This is a genomic window from Streptomyces sp. NPDC107575, from assembly GCF_055657265.1.
In genome coordinates, this window is record NZ_JBVKBG010000001.1 from 1,276,186 (window position 1) to 1,292,466 (window position 16,281).

The window sequence follows — 16,281 nt, forward strand, 5'->3', positions numbered from 1 at the left end:
TCGTCCGCTAGTCGTGGTCGTGTCCTGTACACCGGCCAAGGAAGCGACTACCTGATGACGTCCCTGGAGAGCGCGGCGGCGAGCGCCGAGGCACCGGATTCGGAGACCGCGCACGCGCGGCAGCCCGGTGCGGTGGTGGTGAAGTGGCTCACCACCACCGACCACAAGACCATCGGCTCGCTGTATCTCATCACTTCGTTCGCGTTCTTCTGCGTCGGCGGCATCATGGCGCTCTTCATGCGCGCCGAACTGGCCCGCCCCGGCATGCAGATCCTGTCGAACGAACAGTTCAACCAGGCCTTCACCATGCACGGCCTGATCATGCTCCTGATGTTCGCGACGCCTCTCTTCTCCGGCTTCGCGAACTGGATCATGCCCCTGCAGATCGGCGCCCCCGACGTCGCGTTCCCGCGGCTGAACATGTTCGCCTACTGGCTGTACCTGTTCGGCTCGCTGATCGCGGCCGGCGCGCTGCTCACCCCGCAGGGCGGCCCGGACTTCGGCTGGTTCATGTACGCGCCGCTGTCGGACGCGATCCACACCACGAGCATCGGCGCCGACCTCGGCATCATGGGCCTGGCCTTCTCCGGCTTCGGCACCATCCTCGGCTCGGTCAACTTCATCACCACCATCATCTGCATGCGCATGCCCGGCATGACGATGTTCCGGATGCCGATCTTCACGTGGAACGTGCTGCTGACCGGTGTGCTGGTCCTGCTGGCCTTCCCGGTTCTGGCCGCCGCGCTGTTCGCCCTGGAGGCGGACCGCAAGTTCGGAGCGCACGTCTTCGACGCGGCCAACGGCGGCGCGCTGCTGTGGCAGCACCTCTTCTGGTTCTTCGGCCACCCGGAGGTGTACATCATCGCCCTGCCGTTCTTCGGCATCGTCTCCGAGGTCATCCCGGTCTTCTCGCGCAAGCCGATCTTCGGCTACTCGGGCCTGGTGGGCGCCACCATCGCGATCGCCGGTCTGTCCATCACGGTGTGGGCGCACCACATGTACGTCACCGGCGGGGTACTGCTCCCGTTCTTCTCCTTCATGACGTTCCTGATCGCCGTGCCAACGGGCGTGAAGTTCTTCAACTGGATCGGAACGATGTGGAAGGGGTCGCTGTCCTTCGAGACACCGATGCTGTGGTCGGTGGGCTTCCTCGTGACCTTCCTGTTCGGCGGCCTGACCGGTGTCATCCTGGCCGCGCCGCCGCTCGACTTCCACATCTCGGACTCGTACTTCGTGGTGGCGCACTTCCACTACGTGGTGTTCGGCACCGTGGTCTTCGCGATGTTCGCCGGCTTCCACTTCTGGTGGCCGAAGATGACCGGCAAGATGCTCGACGAACGGCTCGGCAAGATCACCTTCTGGACGCTGTTCGTGGGCTTCCACGGCACGTTCCTGGTGCAGCACTGGCTGGGCGTCGAGGGCATGCCGCGCCGCTACGCGGACTACCTCGCGGCCGACGGCTTCACCGCGCTCAACACCATCTCGTCGATCTCCGCGTTCCTGCTCGGCCTGTCGATGCTGCCGTTCTTCTACAACGTCTGGAAGACCGGCAAGTACGGCAAGAAGATCGAGGTCGACGACCCGTGGGGCTACGGCCGCTCCCTGGAGTGGGCCACCTCGTGCCCGCCGCCGCGGCACAACTTCCTCACGCTGCCCCGCGTCCGCTCCGAGTCCCCGGCGTTCGACCTGCACCACCCCGGCGTCGCCGCCCTCGACCACGCCGAGAACCGGCACGAGGACGCATCCGCATGAGCAGCACCGAGCACGACGTGAGCGCGGGAATCCAGCAGATGGAGGGCTATCTGCTGTGGAACTCGAAGGTCACCGAGGCCCATGCGCAGGCCGAGGCGTTCACCGACCGGCTCGACTGGCTCACCGGGGCGCAGCGCGAGGAGGTGCGGCGCGTCTTCGTCGAGGAGCGCCTCGTCTTCCACAAGGCCGCCCTCGGGCAGATCGTGGCGCGGGCCGCGGAGCTGCGCACCGAGTACGAGACGCGCTACGAACGCCTGAAGGCGCGCTGCGTCGGCCTGTGCGGCGGCGTCCTCGTCGGCCTGATGGGCCTGGCGTCGCTGGTCGCGCTCAAGTGACGTACGCGCATGTGCTCAGGTGACGCGGCCGCACGTGCTCACGTGAAGTACGTCGTCGGCCGCGTGCCCAGCGCGCGGCGGAACATCGCCGTGAACGCGCTGGGCGTCGCGTAGCCGACCGCGCCCGAGACCGTCGTGACGGGCACGCCCCGGGCGAGCAGCGTCACCGCGTGGATGAGCCTGGCCTGCTGAACCCAGCGGGCCAGGCTCATTCCCGTCGCGGCGGCGAACCGGCGCTGCAGACTGCGCCTGCTGAGGTGCGCGTACGCGGCCGCCTGCCCCGTCGTCCAGCGCTCGTCCGGGCGCTCCCGGATCGCCGCGCACAGCACGTCCAGGTGCGGGTCCTTCGGCGTCGGCAGATGCAGCGCGGGCACCGGGTGCGGGGCGAGTTCGTGCAGCAGCAGGTTCATCAGGACGCCGTCGCGGCCCGCGCGGTCGTACTCCACCGGGATCCGGGTCGCCTCGTCGATCAGCTCACGGAGCAGCGGGGAGACCGAGACGACGGTGGGCTCGCGGGGCAGGTTCACTGCGGCGTCGGTCGCGATGTAGAGCGTGCGCATCGCCACTGCTCCCGCGCAGGTCATCGCGTGCGTGAGCCCGCCCGGGATCCAAGCCCCGCGGGTGGCGGGCACGACCCAGGAGCCGTGCCCGGTGGTGACGGTGATGGCGCCCGTGGTGCCGTAGATCAACTGCGCGCGGCGGTGGTGGTGCGGCGGGATGTGGTGCCCGTCGGCCAGGTCACGGGCCATCGCCGCCAGGGGCCGCGGCACGTCCTGGTAGTCCTCGCGGTCCTCGCTCTTTCCGTACATGGCGCACTCTCGACAGATATTGGCTTGACCACGAAAGTGTGCCATCGACCGGCGGCCTAACGTCGCGGTATGTGAACGCCGTACCTCCCAGAACTCAAGCCCCGACGGCCCTTCTCGCGGTCACCTGCGCCGTCACCGCCGCGAACGTCTATCTCTGCCAGCCGATCCTCGGCCCGGTCGCCGACTCGCTCGGCACGTCCCCCGACGCGCTGGGCGCGGTGCCGACCGCCACCCAGCTCGGCTACGCGCTCGGCATCCTGCTGGTCGTCCCGGCCGGCGACAGCCACGACAGGCGCCGCATCGTCCTCGCCCTCGGCACGGCCTGCGCCGTCGCCCTCGCGGCCTGCGCGCTCGCCCCGTCGGCGGCCTTCCTCGTGGTGGCGAGCTTCGTCGTCGGGCTGTGCTCACCGGTGCCGCAACTGATCACGCCGCTCGCCGTCGCCCTCGCCGACGGCGGGCCGGGCCGCGGGCGCACCGTCGGCGCGGTGCAGGGCGGACTGCTCGTCGGGGTGCTCGCCTCGCGCGCGTACGCGGGCGCCCTCGCCGAGCCGGCCGGGTGGCGGACCGTGTACGTCGCGTCCTGCCTGCTCACGCTGGCGCTCATGGGCGTGCTCGCCCGCAGGCTGCCCAGGGTGCCGGGACGCGCCACCGGCTCGTACAGGGCGGTGCTCCGCTCGCTGCCCGGCCTCGCCCGGCAGCCGCTCGTGGCGCGCGTCGTGCTGTCCGGGGCGCTGGTCGGGATCGCGTTCGGCGCGTTCTGGACGACGCTGACCTTCCTGGTCACGGACACGTACGGGCTCGGCTCCACGGCCGCCGGGATGTTCGGCCTCGTCGCCGCCGTGAGCGCGCTCGCCTCGCCGTACGCGGGCCGGAGCGCGGAACGGCTCGGCAGGCGCGGGGCGATCGCCCTGCTGACCGCGCTCGTGCTGGTCGGCTGGCTGGTGCTGCTGCCCGCCGGGGGCGGCTCGCTGCCGGCGCTCGTCGTCGGCGTGATCGTCCTCGACGTCGGCGTGTGGGGCGGCCAGGCCGTCTGCCAGACCGTCCTGTTCACCCTCGACCCGGCCGTGCACAGCCGCCTCAACACCGTGTACTTCACGCTGCGCTTTCTCGGCATCGGCCTCGGCTCGCTGGTCGGCACCGTGGCGTGGAGTGCGGGCGGCTGGCCGGGTGTCGTCGCCACCGGCGCGCTCGCGGCGGCCGCCGGGCTCGTCGTCGGGGTGCTGCCGCTGCCCGCACGGGTGAAGGAGCCGGAGGCGGTCAGCCCACCGCGAACGAGGGGCTGAAGCCGCGTGCCGCGCCGTCGCGGCTCTGCAGCTCGATCGCGTAGCCGTCGCCGGACGGCACGTTCGGCAGGACGGTGGACGTCTCGCTGCGTGGCGCCGCGGTCAGCCTCGACGCGAGCTGCGCGACGCGGGAGGCGTCGCCCCGCACGAGCCACATGTCCAGCTTCTGGCCGGTGGGGTTGTTCCAGGTGACGAACATGCTGGCGCCCGCGCTGTGCACGGAGTCCGCCGCGGGCTCCGTGACGGTCAGTGCCTGGGCCGGCTGGGCCAGGGGCGCGAAGGCCAGGAGCGGGGCGGCGGCGAGAGAGAGGAATCCGGTGCGGCGCATGCGACGACCTCGTTCCGTCGGATCGGTGGGACAGGTGGTGGATGGACGCGGATGGTGACCATTCGCGGACCGAGAGTGATGAACCCGGACAAAGGGTCTCTTCCCGTCATTGCCGCCGGGCTCGAGCATTCGGCCGTCATCCCCGCCCCATGGGGGACGGTTCTGTCCCCGAACCGGTGGTGTCGGCGCGACAGCTCCGGCGTGCGGGCGCATCCTCGCGCACGCGCGCGTGGCTCCCCGAAGCGGCCGGGCGGCGCGGACTGGTGCACGCTGGAGGTGTGACACGGAGCACGGAGGCGAGGTGACGCGGCATGACCGAGCGCAGCGACGACTCGGCCATGGGCGACGAGGTGTATCAGCCCTCGGGCCCTGACGTGCGCGACGACGAGGGCATCCTCGAGGTCGAGGACACCCTCAACGATCGCGGCGTGGACCCGTACGACGAGGGATGGTCGCCGCCCGAGCGCCCACTGGCCGTCGAGCACAGCGGCAACACGGCGGCGGAGCGACTGGCGGGCGAGACGCTCGACGAGCGCCTCGCGGAGGAGCGCCCCGACCCCGTCGTCGACGCCTACGAGGCGCTGGAGTCCGGTGAGGAGGACGGCGACGGCGTGGGCGATCTGCGCGAGGGCGAGGGCGAACCACTGGACTCGGAGGTGGGAGCGCGACGCGCGGGCCGCCTGATCGCACCGGACGAGGGTGCCCACGAGGACGCCGAGAAGGACATGCTGGCCCGGGACGCGGGCTACGGCGGGGGAGCGGCATCGGCGGAGGAGGCCGCGATGCACGTGGTGGACGACGAGACCTGAGGTCCCCTACGGGCCCGGGCGCGGGCCCCGGTCACTGGCCGAGGGCCGTCGCCGTCAGCATCAGCGCGGCCGCGGCGAACGCCGTCACCAGCGCCAGGATCGGCGGGCCGAGGGCGACGTTCCCCGTCACCATCCGCCGCGCCGTGATGCCTATGCAGACCACGCCGATCCCGCCGAGGATCATCGCCACGTAGATCAGCACCGCAGACCCCTCCTCCTCACGAGCACCGCTTGTGTGTTCGGATCACATCCTCGCCCGGCGAGCCGCACGTCGCACGTGGGACAGGCTCTGGTCCGTACCCCGTAGCCTGGGACGTCTCGCACTTTCGCCCCAGGGGGACCGGTATGGACAGCACCGCGTGGATCGTTCTCGTCACGGTCGCGGCGGTCGCGATGCTGGTGGCCGCCGCGGTGCTCCTGGTCCGGGTGTTCAAGGCGCGCCGCCTGCTCGTCGACGCCGGCATCCCGCTGCACAACAAGGCGCTGTTCTGGGCCGCGGTCGCCTACACGATCTCCCCGGTCGACCTGCTGCCCGACCCGATCTACCTCGACGACATCGGGGTGCTCCTGGTGGCCCTCAAGATGCTGCACGGCGCCGCGCACAAGGCGGGCATCGGCACAGGAGAGCGCCGGACCCCCACTCCGTGAGGCCCGGCGCCGGCGGCGGACGCGGTCAGACCGCCGCGCCCGGAGCCTCCTTGAGCGGGGCGCTGTCGGTGCCGCGCTCGCCCAGCTGCGCGGTCGGCACCTTCGCCGTCTCGCGCGCCGTGAGGCCCACCACCACCGGCAGCACGCACAGCGCCGCCGTGAACAGGCCCACCGCGCCCCAGTTGTCGCCGCCCGGGCCCGCGATCTGTGCCGCGAACGTCACCGCGAAGCCGGAGATGGCGAAGCCGATCTGGGTGCCGATCGCCATGCCCGAGAGCCGCACGCGGGTCGGGAACATCTCGCCGTAGAAGGCGGGCCACACCGCGTTGGCCGCGCTGTAGACGACACCGAACGCCAGGATGCCGAGCACGAACGTCAGCACGTACGAGCCCGTGGAGATCGCCCACAGGTAGCCGAACATCAGCAGCGCGCTGCCCGCCGCACCCGTCAGGAACACGGGCCGCCGTCCGATGCGGTCGGCGAGGCGCGCCCACAGGGGGATCGCGGCGAGCGCCACGAGGTTGGCGAGTGCGCCGACCCACAGCATCGCGGAGCGGTCCATGCCGACCGAGTCGCTCGTCGCGTACGACAGGGCCCACACGGTGAAGATCGTGCTCACGGAGGCGACGAGAGCGCCGCCGATGACGCGCAGCACGTCCGCCCAGTGGTCGCGGAAGAGCACCGCGAGCGGCATCTTGGCGACCTCGCCGGACTCCGCCTTGCGGGCGAACTCGGGCGTCTCGTCGAGCGAGCGCCGGATGACGTAGCCCGCGACGGCGACGCCGAGGCTCAGCCAGAACGGGATGCGCCAGCCCCAGGAAAGGAGCTGGTCCTCGGGCAGCGCCGCGATCGGCAGGAAGACGATGGTGGCGAGGAGTTGCCCGGCCTGGGTTCCGTTGAGGGTGAAACTTGTGAAGTAGGCGCGCCGGTCCTCCGGCGCGTGTTCCAAGGTCATCGAGCCGGCGCTCGACTGCTCGCCGGCGGCCGAGATGCCCTGCAGGATGCGGCACAGCACGAGCAGCAACGGCGCGAATCCGCCGACCTGTTCGCGGGTGGGCAGACAGCCGATGAGGAACGTCGACAGGCCCATCAGGACGACCGTGAACACCATGATCTTGCGGCGGCCCAGGCGGTCGCCGATGTGGCCGAGGAAGAACGCGCCGACGGGCCGCGCGGCGTACGCGACACCGAACGTGGCGAGCGAGAGCAGGGTGGCGTCGGCCGGATCGGACTCGTCGAAGAACACCTTCGGGAAGACGAGTGCCGCGGCGCTGCCGTAGATGAAGAAGTCGTAGTACTCGAGGGCGCTGCCGCTCCAGGCGGCGAATGCCGCCTTGCGGGGCTGGCCCTGTGGTGCGCGCGGTGATGCTGCGGGGACGGACACGCGGGCTCCTTGAGGGCTGGGCGGACCAACCCGGCGGACCGGAGTCGGCCGGGTTAATTAACCCACTGGATAGTTAGTAGCTGATGGCCAGCGATGTTGCGCCCGTGTTTCCCGCCTGTCAAGAGGTTGCGACGAGGACGTATGTGCCGATCAGCGCTTGTCGCCGCTCCCCGTCAGGTACGCGATCACCATGTCGCCCAGCATCGTGCGGTAGTGCTCGCGGCGGTCCTGGGCCGTCAGGTCGCGGCCGAACAGGGCGCCGAACGTGGAGCGGTTGGAGACCCGGAAGAAGCAGAACGAGCTGATCATCGCGTGCAGATCCACCGCGTCCACGTCCGCCGTGAAGACGCCCTCCGCCCGGCCCGCTTCGAGAATCCGGGAGATCACGTCGATCGCCGGCGAGTTGAGCGAGCCGATCGTCTCCGACGCCGTGATGTGCTCGGCGTCGTGAATGTTCTCGATGCTCACCAGGCGGATGAAGTCCGGGTGCTGCTCGTGGTGGTCGAAGGTCAGCTCGGCGAGCCGGCGGATCGCGGCGACCGGGTCGAGGTCCTCGACGTCCAGGTCCCGCTCCGCGTGCCGGATCACCGCGTAGCTGCGCTCCAGGACGGCCGTGAAGAGCTGCTCCTTGCCGCCGAAGTAGTAGTAGATCATCCGCTTCGTGGTGCGGGTGCGGGCCGCGATCTCGTCGACGCGGGCGCCCGTGTACCCGGCGCGGGCGAACTCCTCCGTGGCGACCTTGAGGATCTCGGCCTTGGTGCGGGCCGCGTCGCGGATGCGTCCCTGGCGGGGGGCCGGCTCTTCGACAGTGGTCATCCGGCGATTGTAGGAGCCGCGCCGGAGCCGGTTCCGATCAGTCCCTTCCCAGGAGGGCCTCGGACTTGATATGAGTAACGAACCAGTTCGTACATTAGCTCGCCGCTCGGCCAGGAGGACCCCCGTGCCACAGGACCTTCCCCAGGACTCTTATCTCGTCGGTCTGATCGGCGAGGGCATCGGCCCCTCGCTCTCCCCGGCCCTGCACGAGCGGGAGGCCGACCGGCAGGGCCTGCGGTATCTGTACCGGCGGCTCGACATCGGCGAACTCGGCATCCGGCCCGAGAACGTGGGGGAGCTGCTGCGCGCCGCCCGCACCGTCGGATTCGACGGCCTGAACGTCACGCACCCCTGCAAGCAGCTCGTCATCGAGCACCTCGACGAACTGTCGCCGCAGGCCGCGGCGCTCGGCGCGGTCAACACCGTGGTCTTCGACGGCGGCCGTGCCATCGGCCACAACACCGACGTCACCGGCTTCGCCGCCTCCTTCGCCCGGGGGCTGCCCGAGGCCCGCATGGAGCGCGTCGTCCAGCTCGGCGCCGGGGGAGCGGGCGCAGCCGTCGCGCACGCGGTCCTCACCCTGGGCGCCGGCCGCATCGTGCTCGTCGACGCGCTGCCCGAGCGGGCCGCCGCCCTCGCCGCCGCCCTGAACCGGCACTTCGGCGAGGGCCGCGCGGTGCCCGCCGGGCCCGACGCGCTCGCCGCGCACCTCGCCGAGGCCGACGGCATCGTGCACGCCACCCCCACCGGCATGGCCGCCCACCCCGGCCTCCCGTTCCCCGCCGAGCTGCTGCACCCCGGCCTGTGGGTCGCCGAGGTCGTCTACCGGCCCCTGGAGACCGAACTCGTCCGCACCGCCCGCGACCTCGGCTGCGCCGTCCTCGACGGCGGCGGCATGGCCGTCTTCCAGGCCGTCGACGCGTTCCGCCTCTTCACCGGCCGCGAGCCGGACGCGCCCCGCATGCTCACCCACTTCGCCGAACTGGCGGGCGCGGAGGCGGCGCCGCGAGCAGCTGTATCAAGCCTCCGCGCCGATTGAGCAAATCAAGCCCCTGCGGCGATTGAGCAGCGGGGTACGGGGCAGAGCCCCGATCTTTTAAACCCCCCGCCGCCGCCCCACCCCGCCAACCCGCCCCCCCTCCGGAAGGAGCCCCGTGCGGAACTCCATCGCCACCGTCTCGCTCAGCGGATCGCTCACCGAGAAGCTCACCGCCGCCGCCCGCGCGGGCTTCGACGGCGTCGAGATCTTCGAGAACGACCTGCTTGCCAGCCCCCTCACCCCTGAGGACGTCCGCGACCGCTGCGCCGACCTCGGCCTGAGCATCGACCTGTACCAGCCGATGCGCGACATGGAGGCCGTGCCCGAGGACGTGTTCGCGCAGAACCTGCGGCGCGCCGAGCACAAGTTCCGGGTCATGCAGCGCCTCGGCACCGACACGGTCCTGGTGTGCTCCAGCGTCTCGCCGCTCTCCGTCGGTGACGACGCGCTCGCCGCCGACCAGCTGCGCCGGCTCGCCGAGCGGGCGGACGACTTCGGGGTCCGCGTCGCCTACGAGGCGCTCGCCTGGGGCCGCCACGTCAACACGTACGACCACGCCTGGCGCATCGTCGAGGCCGCCGACCACCCGGCGCTCGGCACCTGTCTCGACAGCTTCCACATCCTCGCCCGCGGCACCGAGGGCAAGGACCTCGAAGGCATCGAGGACATCCCCGGCGACAAGATCTTCTTCCTGCAGCTCGCCGACGCCCCGCTGCTCGACATGGACGTGCTGCGCTGGAGCCGCCACTACCGCTGCTTCCCCGGCCAGGGCGACCTCGACGTCGCGGGCCTGCTGCGGCACGTGCTGCGCGCCGGGTACCGGGGACCGCTGTCCCTGGAGATCTTCAACGATGTGTTCCGGCAGGCAGAGGCGGGGCCCGCCGCCGTGGACGCGCTGCGCTCGCTGCTCGCCCTCCAGGAAGCCGTGGGTGTGCAGGACGTCGTGGGACAGGGCGAGTTGCCCGCTCCGGTCGTGCCCACCGGCGTCGCCTTCACGGAGCTCGTCACCCCCGACGTCGCCCCGGCCGCCGACCTCCTCGCCGCCCTCGGCTTCACCCGCACCGGACGCCACCGCGGCAAGCCGGTCGATCTGTGGGAGCAGGGCGAGGCCCGCGTGCTGCTCAACACCGGGCCCGCCGCCCGCCGCGACGGTACCGTCCTCGCCGCCGTCGGCCTGGAGTCCCCCGACCCGGCCGCCGCCGCCCGCCGCGCCGAGGCGCTGCTCGCCCCTGTGCTGCCGCGCCGCCGCGGCACCGGCGACGTACTCCTCGACGCGGTCGCCGCGCCCGACGGCACCGAACTCTTCTTCTGCGCCACCGACCGCCCCGAACTGCCCAGCTGGATCCGGGACTTCGAGCCCACGGGCGAGCGGCCCGCCGAGACCGACGTCACCGGCGTCGACCACCTCCAGCTCACCCAGCCCTGGCACCAGTTCGACGAGGCCGCCCTGTTCCACCGCAGCGTGCTCGGCCTCGAACCACGGGCCAGCGTCGACGTCGCCGACCCGTACGGGCTGCTGCGCAGCCGCGCCGTCGCCACCGCCGACGGCGCCGTCCGCATCGCCCTCGGCGCGGGCCCGGGACCCGGCGAGGACCAGGACCGCGCCCAGCACATCGCCCTCGCCACCAGCGACGTCGTCGCGGCCGCCCGCCGCTTCCGCGAAGCGGGCGGGGACCTGCTGCCGATGCCGGGCAACTACTACGACGACCTGGCCGCGCGCTTCGAGTTCGCCCCCGGCGAGCTGGAGACCTACCAGGAACTCGGCATCCTCTACGACCGCGACGACCGTGGCACCTTCCGACACTGCTACACCCGCACGGTGGGCCGGGTCTTCTTCGAACTGGCCCAGCGCGAGGACGGCTACGAGGGCTACGGGGCGCAGAACGCACCGGTCCGGCTCGCGGCGCAGCACGCTAGCTCTTGAAGCGTGCCGCGATCTCCTCCAGGCGCGCGTGGTGCCGCTCCCAGTCCAGCGGGGGCAGGCTGTCGTTGTCCTGGCGGTAGCCGACCAGGCCGTCGAGGCCCTCGCGGAGGATGTCGGCCTGCCCCGCGTGGCGCTGCGTGTCGGACAGGACCCGGACGAGGGCGTGGTGGAGCGTGACCTGGCCCCGCTCCTTCGGCCACCACGGGACGGTGCCGACGGTGTCCAGGGACAGCTCCCGGACCGAGGCGTCCGCGAGCGCCCAGGCGCGCCGGTAGCGCTCGACGATCTCCTCGCGGGACTCGTCGGCGGTCGCGTACATGTCGGCGTTCTCGTCCGCGGCGTCCGTGAGGTCGGGCAGCGGCTCGTCGTGCGCCCGGCCGAAGGTGTCGCAGAGGTAGCCGAGCTCCACCCCGGCCAGATGCTTGAGCAGGCCCAGCAGATTCGTGCCCGTCGGGGTGAGCGGGCGCCGCACGTCGTACTCGGACAGGCCGTCGAGCTTCCACAGCAGGGCGTCGCGGGCGTCCTGGAGGTAGCGCAGGAGATCGTTCTTGCGATCGGTGTCGGTCATGCGCTCACTCTGCTGCCTCGGCCGGACGGGAAACAGCGGTTTTCGACAGGCAGCGCGGCACCTGATGGGCTTCGATGGACGGGATGGGACACGAGCCGGAAGCCTCCGTACACGATCCGCTGACCGCACTCCTCGACGGCGTGCGGCTGCGGCTGCGCGATCTGAACGACGGCGAGCCCGCCTCGTACATCCCGGAGCTGGGCCGCGTCGACCCGCGCCTGTTCGGCCTCAGCCTGTGCACCCTCGACGGGCGGGTCTACGGGAGCGGGGACACGGACGTCCGCTTCACCGCGCAGTCCGTGTCGAAGCCCTTCGTGTTCGCGCTCGCGCTCGCCGACCACGGCCTGGAGAACGTCCTGGCCCGGGTCGGCGCCGAGCCGAGCGGCGAGGCCTTCAACTCGATCCGCCTCGAACCCGGCACAGGACGGCCGCCGAACCCGATGGTCAACGCCGGTGCCATCGTGACCAGTTCGCTCGTCTCGGGCGACACCCCGAAGGCCCGCTTCGACCGCATCCTCGACGGGCTCAGCGCCTTCGCGGGGCGACCCCTCACCGTCGACGAGGCCGTGTACGCCTCCGAATGCGCCACCGGCGACCGCAACCGCGCCCTCGCCTACCTCATGCACAACGCCGGTTCGCTCACCGGCGACGTGGAGGCGGAGCTCGCCGTCTACTTCCGCCAGTGCTCCGTCCTCGTCACCTGCGACGACCTCGCCGTGATGCACGCGACGCTCGCGGGCGGCGGCATCAACCCGGTCACCGGTGAACGTGTCGTCGCGAGCCGGCACGCCCAGCACGTCCTCGCCGTCATGGCCACCTGCGGCATGTACGACGCGTCGGGCCAGTGGATGCTGCGCGTCGGCATGCCCGCCAAGAGCGGGGTGTCCGGCGGGATCGGGGTCGCGCTGCCGAGCCAGTTCGGCATCGGTGTGTTCAGTCCGCCGCTGGAGGAGAAGGGCAACAGCGTGCGCGGCATCGCCGCCTGCCACCTGATCTCCGACCAGTTCGGGCTGCACCTTATGCGGGCCACGGCCCCCGAGCGCAGGCCGCTGCCGCCCCGCTCCCTGCACCCCACCCCGCTGCGCTCCCTGCGGCACCGCACCCGCGCCCAGCGCGCCGCGCTCGACGCCCGCGCCGAGCGGATCCGCGTCCACGTCCTCCAGGGCGACCTCGACTTCGCCACCGCCGAACAGACCCTGCGGGCCGCCCTCGACCTCCCGGACGCGGTCGGCTGGTTCGTGCTCGACCTCACCCGCGTCGGCCGCATCGAACCGGTCGCCGCCGACCTGCTGCGCGGACTCGGCGAGGAGCTGCGCGCCCGCGACCTGCGGATGGTCCTCGCCGACCCGGACGAGCGGCAGGCCATGAGCCGGACCACGGACGAGTTCCCCGACCTCGGCCGGGCCCTGGAGGCCTGCGAGGACGAGCTGCTCACCGGGATCGGGCTCGACCCGGAGATCCCGGTGCCGCTCGCCGACTGCGACCTGTTCGGCGCGGCCGACACCGGCCTTCGCGCAGCCCTGGCGGAGGCCTTCGACACCCTCGATCTCGCGGCGGGCGAGTCCGTCGCGCCGCCGCAGGCCGCGCCGCTCGACCGGATCGTCCTCTGGTACGTCGAGTCCGGGCGCCTCGCCGTGTGCGCCGACGCCGCCGACACCGTGACGACGCGCCGCACCTGGTCGGCGGGTCCCGGCGCGGCCCTCACCCCCGCCGACTTCCCGCCCCGCCGCACCCGCAAGGTCCTCGCCGAACGCGACACCCGCTGCCGCACCCTCACCGCCGCCGGCTTCCGGCGCCTGCGCGAGCGCGAGCCCGACGCGGTGGCCTTCCTGGAGCGGGCGCCGCTGGAGGGCGCGGAGACGGTGGACCGCGGAGACGTCACCTGACCCCATAATGGGCCGCATGACCGACGCGGAGACCCGGCCCAACTCGACGCTGTCGCAACGGAGTTCGGTGGTGATCATCGGCGCGGGGCCCGCCGGACTCACCGTCGGGAACATCCTGCGGGCCGCGGGCGTCGACTGCGTGGTCCTGGAGTGCGAGACCCGTACCTTCATCGAGCGGCGGCCACGGGCCGGTGTCATCGAGGAGTGGGCGGTTCGCGCCCTCGACCGGCGCGGCCTCGCCACGCGGCTGCTCGAGCACGCGGAGCGGCACACGGCCTGCGAGTTCCGCTTCGCCGCTGAGCGGCACCGCTTCGGCTACACCGACCTGACCGGACACCACCACTTCGTGTACCCCCAGCCGCTGCTCGTGACCGACCTCGTGCGCGAGTACGCCGACGTGCGCGGCGGGGACATCCGCTTCGGCGTCCGCGACATCCGCCTGCACGACCTGGAGGGAGAGCGCCCCTCCGTCTCGTACACATGCGGCGACACCGGCCAACGGCGCGTACTGCACTGCGAGTTCGTCGCCGGGTGCGACGGTGCCCGCGGGGCGACGCGCGAGGCGATCCCCGCCGACCGGGTGCGTGTCGCGCGGCACGACTACGGCATCGGCTGGCTGGCGCTGCTCGCCCAGGCGCCGCCGTCCGCGGACCGCGTGCTGTTCGGCATGCACGCGGAGGGCTTCGCCGGCCAGATGCCGCGCAGTCCCGAGGTCACCCGCTACTACCTGCAGTGCTCGCCCGGCGACGACCCCGACGGCTGGTCGCACGAACGGGTGTGGACGCAGCTGCGCCGGCGCCTCGCCGCGGACGGCGCAAAGCCCTTGACCGAGGGCGAGTTGATCGAGAAGCGCGTCCTCGACATGCACGACTACGTCACCGAACCCATGACGTACGGGCGGCTCTTCCTGGCCGGGGACGCCGCCCACCTCGTCGCCCCCATCGCGGCCAAGGGCCTCAACCTCGCCCTGCACGACGCGTTCCTCCTCGCGGACGCGATCGTGGCGCACGCGTCGGGCGACGGCAGTGGCCTCGACGGATACAGCGAGGCATGTCTGCGGCGCGTCTGGGACTACCAGGAGTTCTCGCAGTGGCTGTCCGAGGTCTACCACGGCGCGTCGTTCGGCGACCCGTTCCGCACCGGCACGACGCTGGCCCGGCTGCGGCGCCTGTTCACCTCGCGGGCGGCGGCGACGGCGTTCGCGGAGCAGTACCTGGGATCGGCGGAGGGGTACTGACCCGGTGCGCGGGGTACGGGGGCGACGCCCGTACCCCGCGCAGTGCTCAGCCGGCCCGCAGCGCGCCGTCGAGGAGCGGCAGCAGCCGGTCCCAGTGACGCGCGAGGGCCTCCGCGGAGAAGGCGGAGGTGTCGGCCATGGTGAAGCCGTGCACACTGCCGGGGTAGAGCTCGATGGAGTGCTCGACACCGGCGGCCTCGAAGGCCTTGTTGAGCTCGTCGACCGCCTCGGGGCCCAGGTCGCCCTCGGCGAGGCCCAGGTGCACGCGGGCGGCGACCTTGTCGGCCGAGAGGTGCGCGCTGTCGGGGGCGTCGGTGACGAGCATGCCGGGGTGGAACCCGGCGACGGCGCCGACCTTGTCGGGGTGGGCCGCCGCGGTGCGCAGCGCGAGGGCGGCGCCCATGCAGTAGCCGGTGGTGCCGATGGGCCCTTCGGTGACCTCGGGCTGGGCCGAGAGGAACTCGACGTAGGCCTCGGCGTCGCGCAGGACGCGCTCGGCGGAGTGCTCCTGGAGCAGCGGCATCAGCTTGCCGAAGATCTCAGGCCGGTTCTCCTCGCTGATGTGCTCGGGAAGCTCGACGACGGGCGAGGCACCGTGCCGGTAGTAGACGTTGGGCACGAGCACGTAGTAGCCGTGCCCGGCCAGCTCGCGGGCCAGCTCCTCGATCACGGGCCGCACGCCGAAGGCGTCCATGTAGAGCAGGACGCCCGGGTGCCGCGCGCCGTCGTCGGGGAAGGCGACGAATGCGTCGGCCCGGCCGTCCGCGGTGGGAATCTGCACTGTCTTGCTGGTGGCGATGGCGGATCATCCTCCCTGGAACAACTGATATCTGTGCACAGTACAGTTGTCCGTCTCCGTGGCTCACCGCGCGGGTGCCCAGGGGCGGGTGCTCAGTGGCTGTGCCGCTTGCTCGCCCAGAAGACGGCGCGCGCCGCCCTTATCCGCTCGGCCTGCCGGCCGGGGTCGAGGGCGGACTTGAGGGCGGTGCGCAGGAGCTCGGGGTCGACCAGCCTGCCGCTGCCGTCCGGCGGGGTGCGCCACAGGAACGAGTGGTGGCGCACGCCCGTGATGCCGTCGGCGTCGGGGGAGGGCATCGACAGGTCCTCGCCCGCGGTGAGCATCCGGACGTCCTCCGTCTCGGGCCAGGCCGAAGCGCCCGCCTCGGGGTGCGTGAGGATGTAGAACACCGGCCGTGGCTTGGCGTGCTCCTCGAGCACCGGTACGGCGTCCGCCTCCTCGCCCAGCTCCCACAGCACCGTCAGTCCGAGCGGCTGCTGCACGCGCAGGGCGTCCCAGCCGTGTCCCGCCGGGAGCCTCGCCAGAAACGGCGACTGCTCCCACGCGGCATATGCCTCGCTCGGCTTCCGGTGACAGGAGGCCAACCACTGCGCTCCGTCCATTGGGTGACCATACGTCAACTGCCCTGTCTGGTCAGCGGATTCATCAATCCGGAGAACTCGCT

General features: G+C 71.9%; 17 protein-coding genes. 9 read left to right on the forward strand and 8 right to left on the reverse strand.

Annotated elements, in window-relative coordinates:
* Nucleotides 1-54: 54 nt before the first annotated feature.
* On the forward strand, nt 55-1,752 hold the full coding sequence (ctaD, locus tag ACZ7L4_RS06010) for an aa3-type cytochrome oxidase subunit I (RefSeq protein WP_472100065.1): 1,698 nt from the start codon (nt 55-57) through the stop codon (nt 1,750-1,752).
* Nucleotides 1,749-2,087, forward strand: coding sequence for a hypothetical protein (locus ACZ7L4_RS06015; RefSeq protein ID WP_399229876.1), 339 nt, complete (start codon nt 1,749-1,751; stop codon nt 2,085-2,087). Before ctaD ends, ACZ7L4_RS06015 begins: the two co-directional genes overlap by 4 nt.
* Before the next feature lie 38 nt (nt 2,088-2,125).
* Here the strand turns inward: ACZ7L4_RS06015 and ACZ7L4_RS06020 are convergent, their stop codons facing one another.
* Nucleotides 2,126-2,896, reverse strand: coding sequence for an AraC family transcriptional regulator (locus tag ACZ7L4_RS06020; RefSeq protein ID WP_472100067.1), 771 nt, complete (start codon nt 2,894-2,896; stop codon nt 2,126-2,128).
* A gap of 71 nt (nt 2,897-2,967) precedes the next feature.
* Here ACZ7L4_RS06020 and ACZ7L4_RS06025 point away from each other — a divergent pair, with 71 nt between their 5' ends.
* Nucleotides 2,968-4,179, forward strand: coding sequence for an MFS transporter (locus ACZ7L4_RS06025; protein WP_472100068.1), 1,212 nt, complete (start codon nt 2,968-2,970; stop codon nt 4,177-4,179).
* Here the strand turns inward: ACZ7L4_RS06025 and ACZ7L4_RS06030 are convergent.
* Nucleotides 4,154-4,507 carry a Ser-Thr-rich GPI-anchored membrane family protein gene (locus ACZ7L4_RS06030; RefSeq protein WP_472100070.1) on the reverse strand — a complete coding sequence of 118 codons (354 nt, stop codon included), beginning with the start codon at nt 4,505-4,507 and terminating at the stop codon, nt 4,154-4,156. The genes ACZ7L4_RS06025 and ACZ7L4_RS06030 overlap by 26 nt on opposite strands.
* A 311-nt stretch (nt 4,508-4,818) precedes the next feature.
* Between ACZ7L4_RS06030 and ACZ7L4_RS06035 the strand changes: the two genes are divergently transcribed.
* The gene (locus ACZ7L4_RS06035; protein ID WP_472100071.1) at nt 4,819-5,316 is read left to right on the forward strand and encodes a DUF5709 domain-containing protein; all 498 of its coding nucleotides are present in this window, start codon (nt 4,819-4,821) and stop codon (nt 5,314-5,316) included.
* A 31-nt stretch (nt 5,317-5,347) separates the two neighbouring features.
* Here the strand turns inward: ACZ7L4_RS06035 and ACZ7L4_RS06040 are convergent, their stop codons facing one another.
* Nucleotides 5,348-5,518 (reverse strand): hypothetical protein, encoded by a 171-nt coding sequence (locus ACZ7L4_RS06040; protein ID WP_472100073.1) that lies wholly within the window; start codon nt 5,516-5,518, stop codon nt 5,348-5,350.
* Between the two features lie 143 nt (nt 5,519-5,661).
* Between ACZ7L4_RS06040 and ACZ7L4_RS06045 the strand changes: the two genes are divergently transcribed.
* Entirely contained in the window at nt 5,662-5,964 is a 303-nt protein-coding gene (locus tag ACZ7L4_RS06045; RefSeq protein ID WP_472100075.1) for a YkvA family protein, read from the forward strand.
* 25 nt (nt 5,965-5,989) lie between these two features.
* Here ACZ7L4_RS06045 and ACZ7L4_RS06050 read toward each other — a convergent pair whose 3' ends face one another.
* A complete protein-coding gene (locus ACZ7L4_RS06050) occupies nt 5,990-7,348 on the reverse strand; it encodes an MFS transporter (RefSeq protein ID WP_472100077.1) in 1,359 nt (452 codons plus the stop codon).
* A 150-nt stretch (nt 7,349-7,498) separates the two neighbouring features.
* Complete coding sequence (locus ACZ7L4_RS06055; RefSeq protein ID WP_472100078.1) at nt 7,499-8,164, reverse strand: TetR/AcrR family transcriptional regulator; 666 nt, start codon at nt 8,162-8,164, stop codon at nt 7,499-7,501.
* A gap of 124 nt (nt 8,165-8,288) precedes the next feature.
* Between ACZ7L4_RS06055 and ACZ7L4_RS06060 the strand changes: the two genes are divergently transcribed.
* Both ACZ7L4_RS06060 and ACZ7L4_RS06065 read left to right on the forward strand, forming a co-directional pair.
* Nucleotides 8,289-9,203: a shikimate dehydrogenase gene (locus ACZ7L4_RS06060; RefSeq protein WP_472100080.1), complete on the forward strand. Its 915-nt coding sequence runs from the start codon at nt 8,289-8,291 to the stop codon at nt 9,201-9,203.
* Between the two features lie 115 nt (nt 9,204-9,318).
* Nucleotides 9,319-11,127, forward strand: a complete 1,809-nt coding sequence (locus ACZ7L4_RS06065; RefSeq protein ID WP_472100081.1) for a bifunctional sugar phosphate isomerase/epimerase/4-hydroxyphenylpyruvate dioxygenase family protein — start codon at nt 9,319-9,321, stop codon at nt 11,125-11,127.
* Here ACZ7L4_RS06065 and ACZ7L4_RS06070 read toward each other — a convergent pair.
* The gene (locus ACZ7L4_RS06070) at nt 11,117-11,695 is read right to left on the reverse strand and encodes a DinB family protein (protein ID WP_472100083.1); all 579 of its coding nucleotides are present in this window, start codon (nt 11,693-11,695) and stop codon (nt 11,117-11,119) included. The genes ACZ7L4_RS06065 and ACZ7L4_RS06070 overlap by 11 nt on opposite strands.
* Before the next feature lie 83 nt (nt 11,696-11,778).
* Between ACZ7L4_RS06070 and glsA the strand changes: the two genes are divergently transcribed.
* Both glsA and ACZ7L4_RS06080 read left to right on the forward strand, forming a co-directional pair.
* Nucleotides 11,779-13,581, forward strand: a complete 1,803-nt coding sequence (gene glsA, locus ACZ7L4_RS06075) for a glutaminase A (protein ID WP_472100084.1) — start codon at nt 11,779-11,781, stop codon at nt 13,579-13,581.
* A gap of 16 nt (nt 13,582-13,597) precedes the next feature.
* Nucleotides 13,598-14,818, forward strand: coding sequence for a 4-hydroxybenzoate 3-monooxygenase (locus ACZ7L4_RS06080; protein WP_472100085.1), 1,221 nt, complete (start codon nt 13,598-13,600; stop codon nt 14,816-14,818).
* 46 nt (nt 14,819-14,864) lie between these two features.
* Here ACZ7L4_RS06080 and ACZ7L4_RS06085 read toward each other — a convergent pair whose 3' ends face one another.
* Nucleotides 14,865-15,599, reverse strand: a complete 735-nt coding sequence (locus ACZ7L4_RS06085) for a dienelactone hydrolase family protein (protein WP_472100086.1) — start codon at nt 15,597-15,599, stop codon at nt 14,865-14,867.
* 110 nt (nt 15,600-15,709) lie between these two features.
* Entirely contained in the window at nt 15,710-16,219 is a 510-nt protein-coding gene (locus ACZ7L4_RS06090; RefSeq protein ID WP_472100088.1) for a hypothetical protein, read from the reverse strand.
* Nucleotides 16,220-16,281: the final 62 nt, after the last annotated feature.

Bases quoted from the DNA above. Each gene is read 5' to 3' on its own strand.
- ctaD (WP_472100065.1), top strand. From the start codon at position 55: ATGACGTCCCTGGAGAGCGCGGCGGCGAGCGCCGAGGCACCGGATTCG.
- ACZ7L4_RS06015 (WP_399229876.1), top strand. From the start codon at position 1,749: ATGAGCAGCACCGAGCACGACGTGAGCGCGGGAATCCAGCAGATGGAG.
- ACZ7L4_RS06020 (WP_472100067.1), bottom strand. From the start codon at position 2,896: ATGTACGGAAAGAGCGAGGACCGCGAGGACTACCAGGACGTGCCGCGG.
- ACZ7L4_RS06030 (WP_472100070.1), bottom strand. From the start codon at position 4,507: ATGCGCCGCACCGGATTCCTCTCTCTCGCCGCCGCCCCGCTCCTGGCC.
- ACZ7L4_RS06035 (WP_472100071.1), top strand. From the start codon at position 4,819: ATGACCGAGCGCAGCGACGACTCGGCCATGGGCGACGAGGTGTATCAG.
- ACZ7L4_RS06045 (WP_472100075.1), top strand. From the start codon at position 5,662: ATGGACAGCACCGCGTGGATCGTTCTCGTCACGGTCGCGGCGGTCGCG.
- ACZ7L4_RS06055 (WP_472100078.1), bottom strand. From the start codon at position 8,164: ATGACCACTGTCGAAGAGCCGGCCCCCCGCCAGGGACGCATCCGCGAC.
- ACZ7L4_RS06070 (WP_472100083.1), bottom strand. From the start codon at position 11,695: ATGACCGACACCGATCGCAAGAACGATCTCCTGCGCTACCTCCAGGAC.
- glsA (WP_472100084.1), top strand. From the start codon at position 11,779: ATGGGACACGAGCCGGAAGCCTCCGTACACGATCCGCTGACCGCACTC.
- ACZ7L4_RS06080 (WP_472100085.1), top strand. From the start codon at position 13,598: ATGACCGACGCGGAGACCCGGCCCAACTCGACGCTGTCGCAACGGAGT.
- ACZ7L4_RS06090 (WP_472100088.1), bottom strand. From the start codon at position 16,219: ATGGACGGAGCGCAGTGGTTGGCCTCCTGTCACCGGAAGCCGAGCGAG.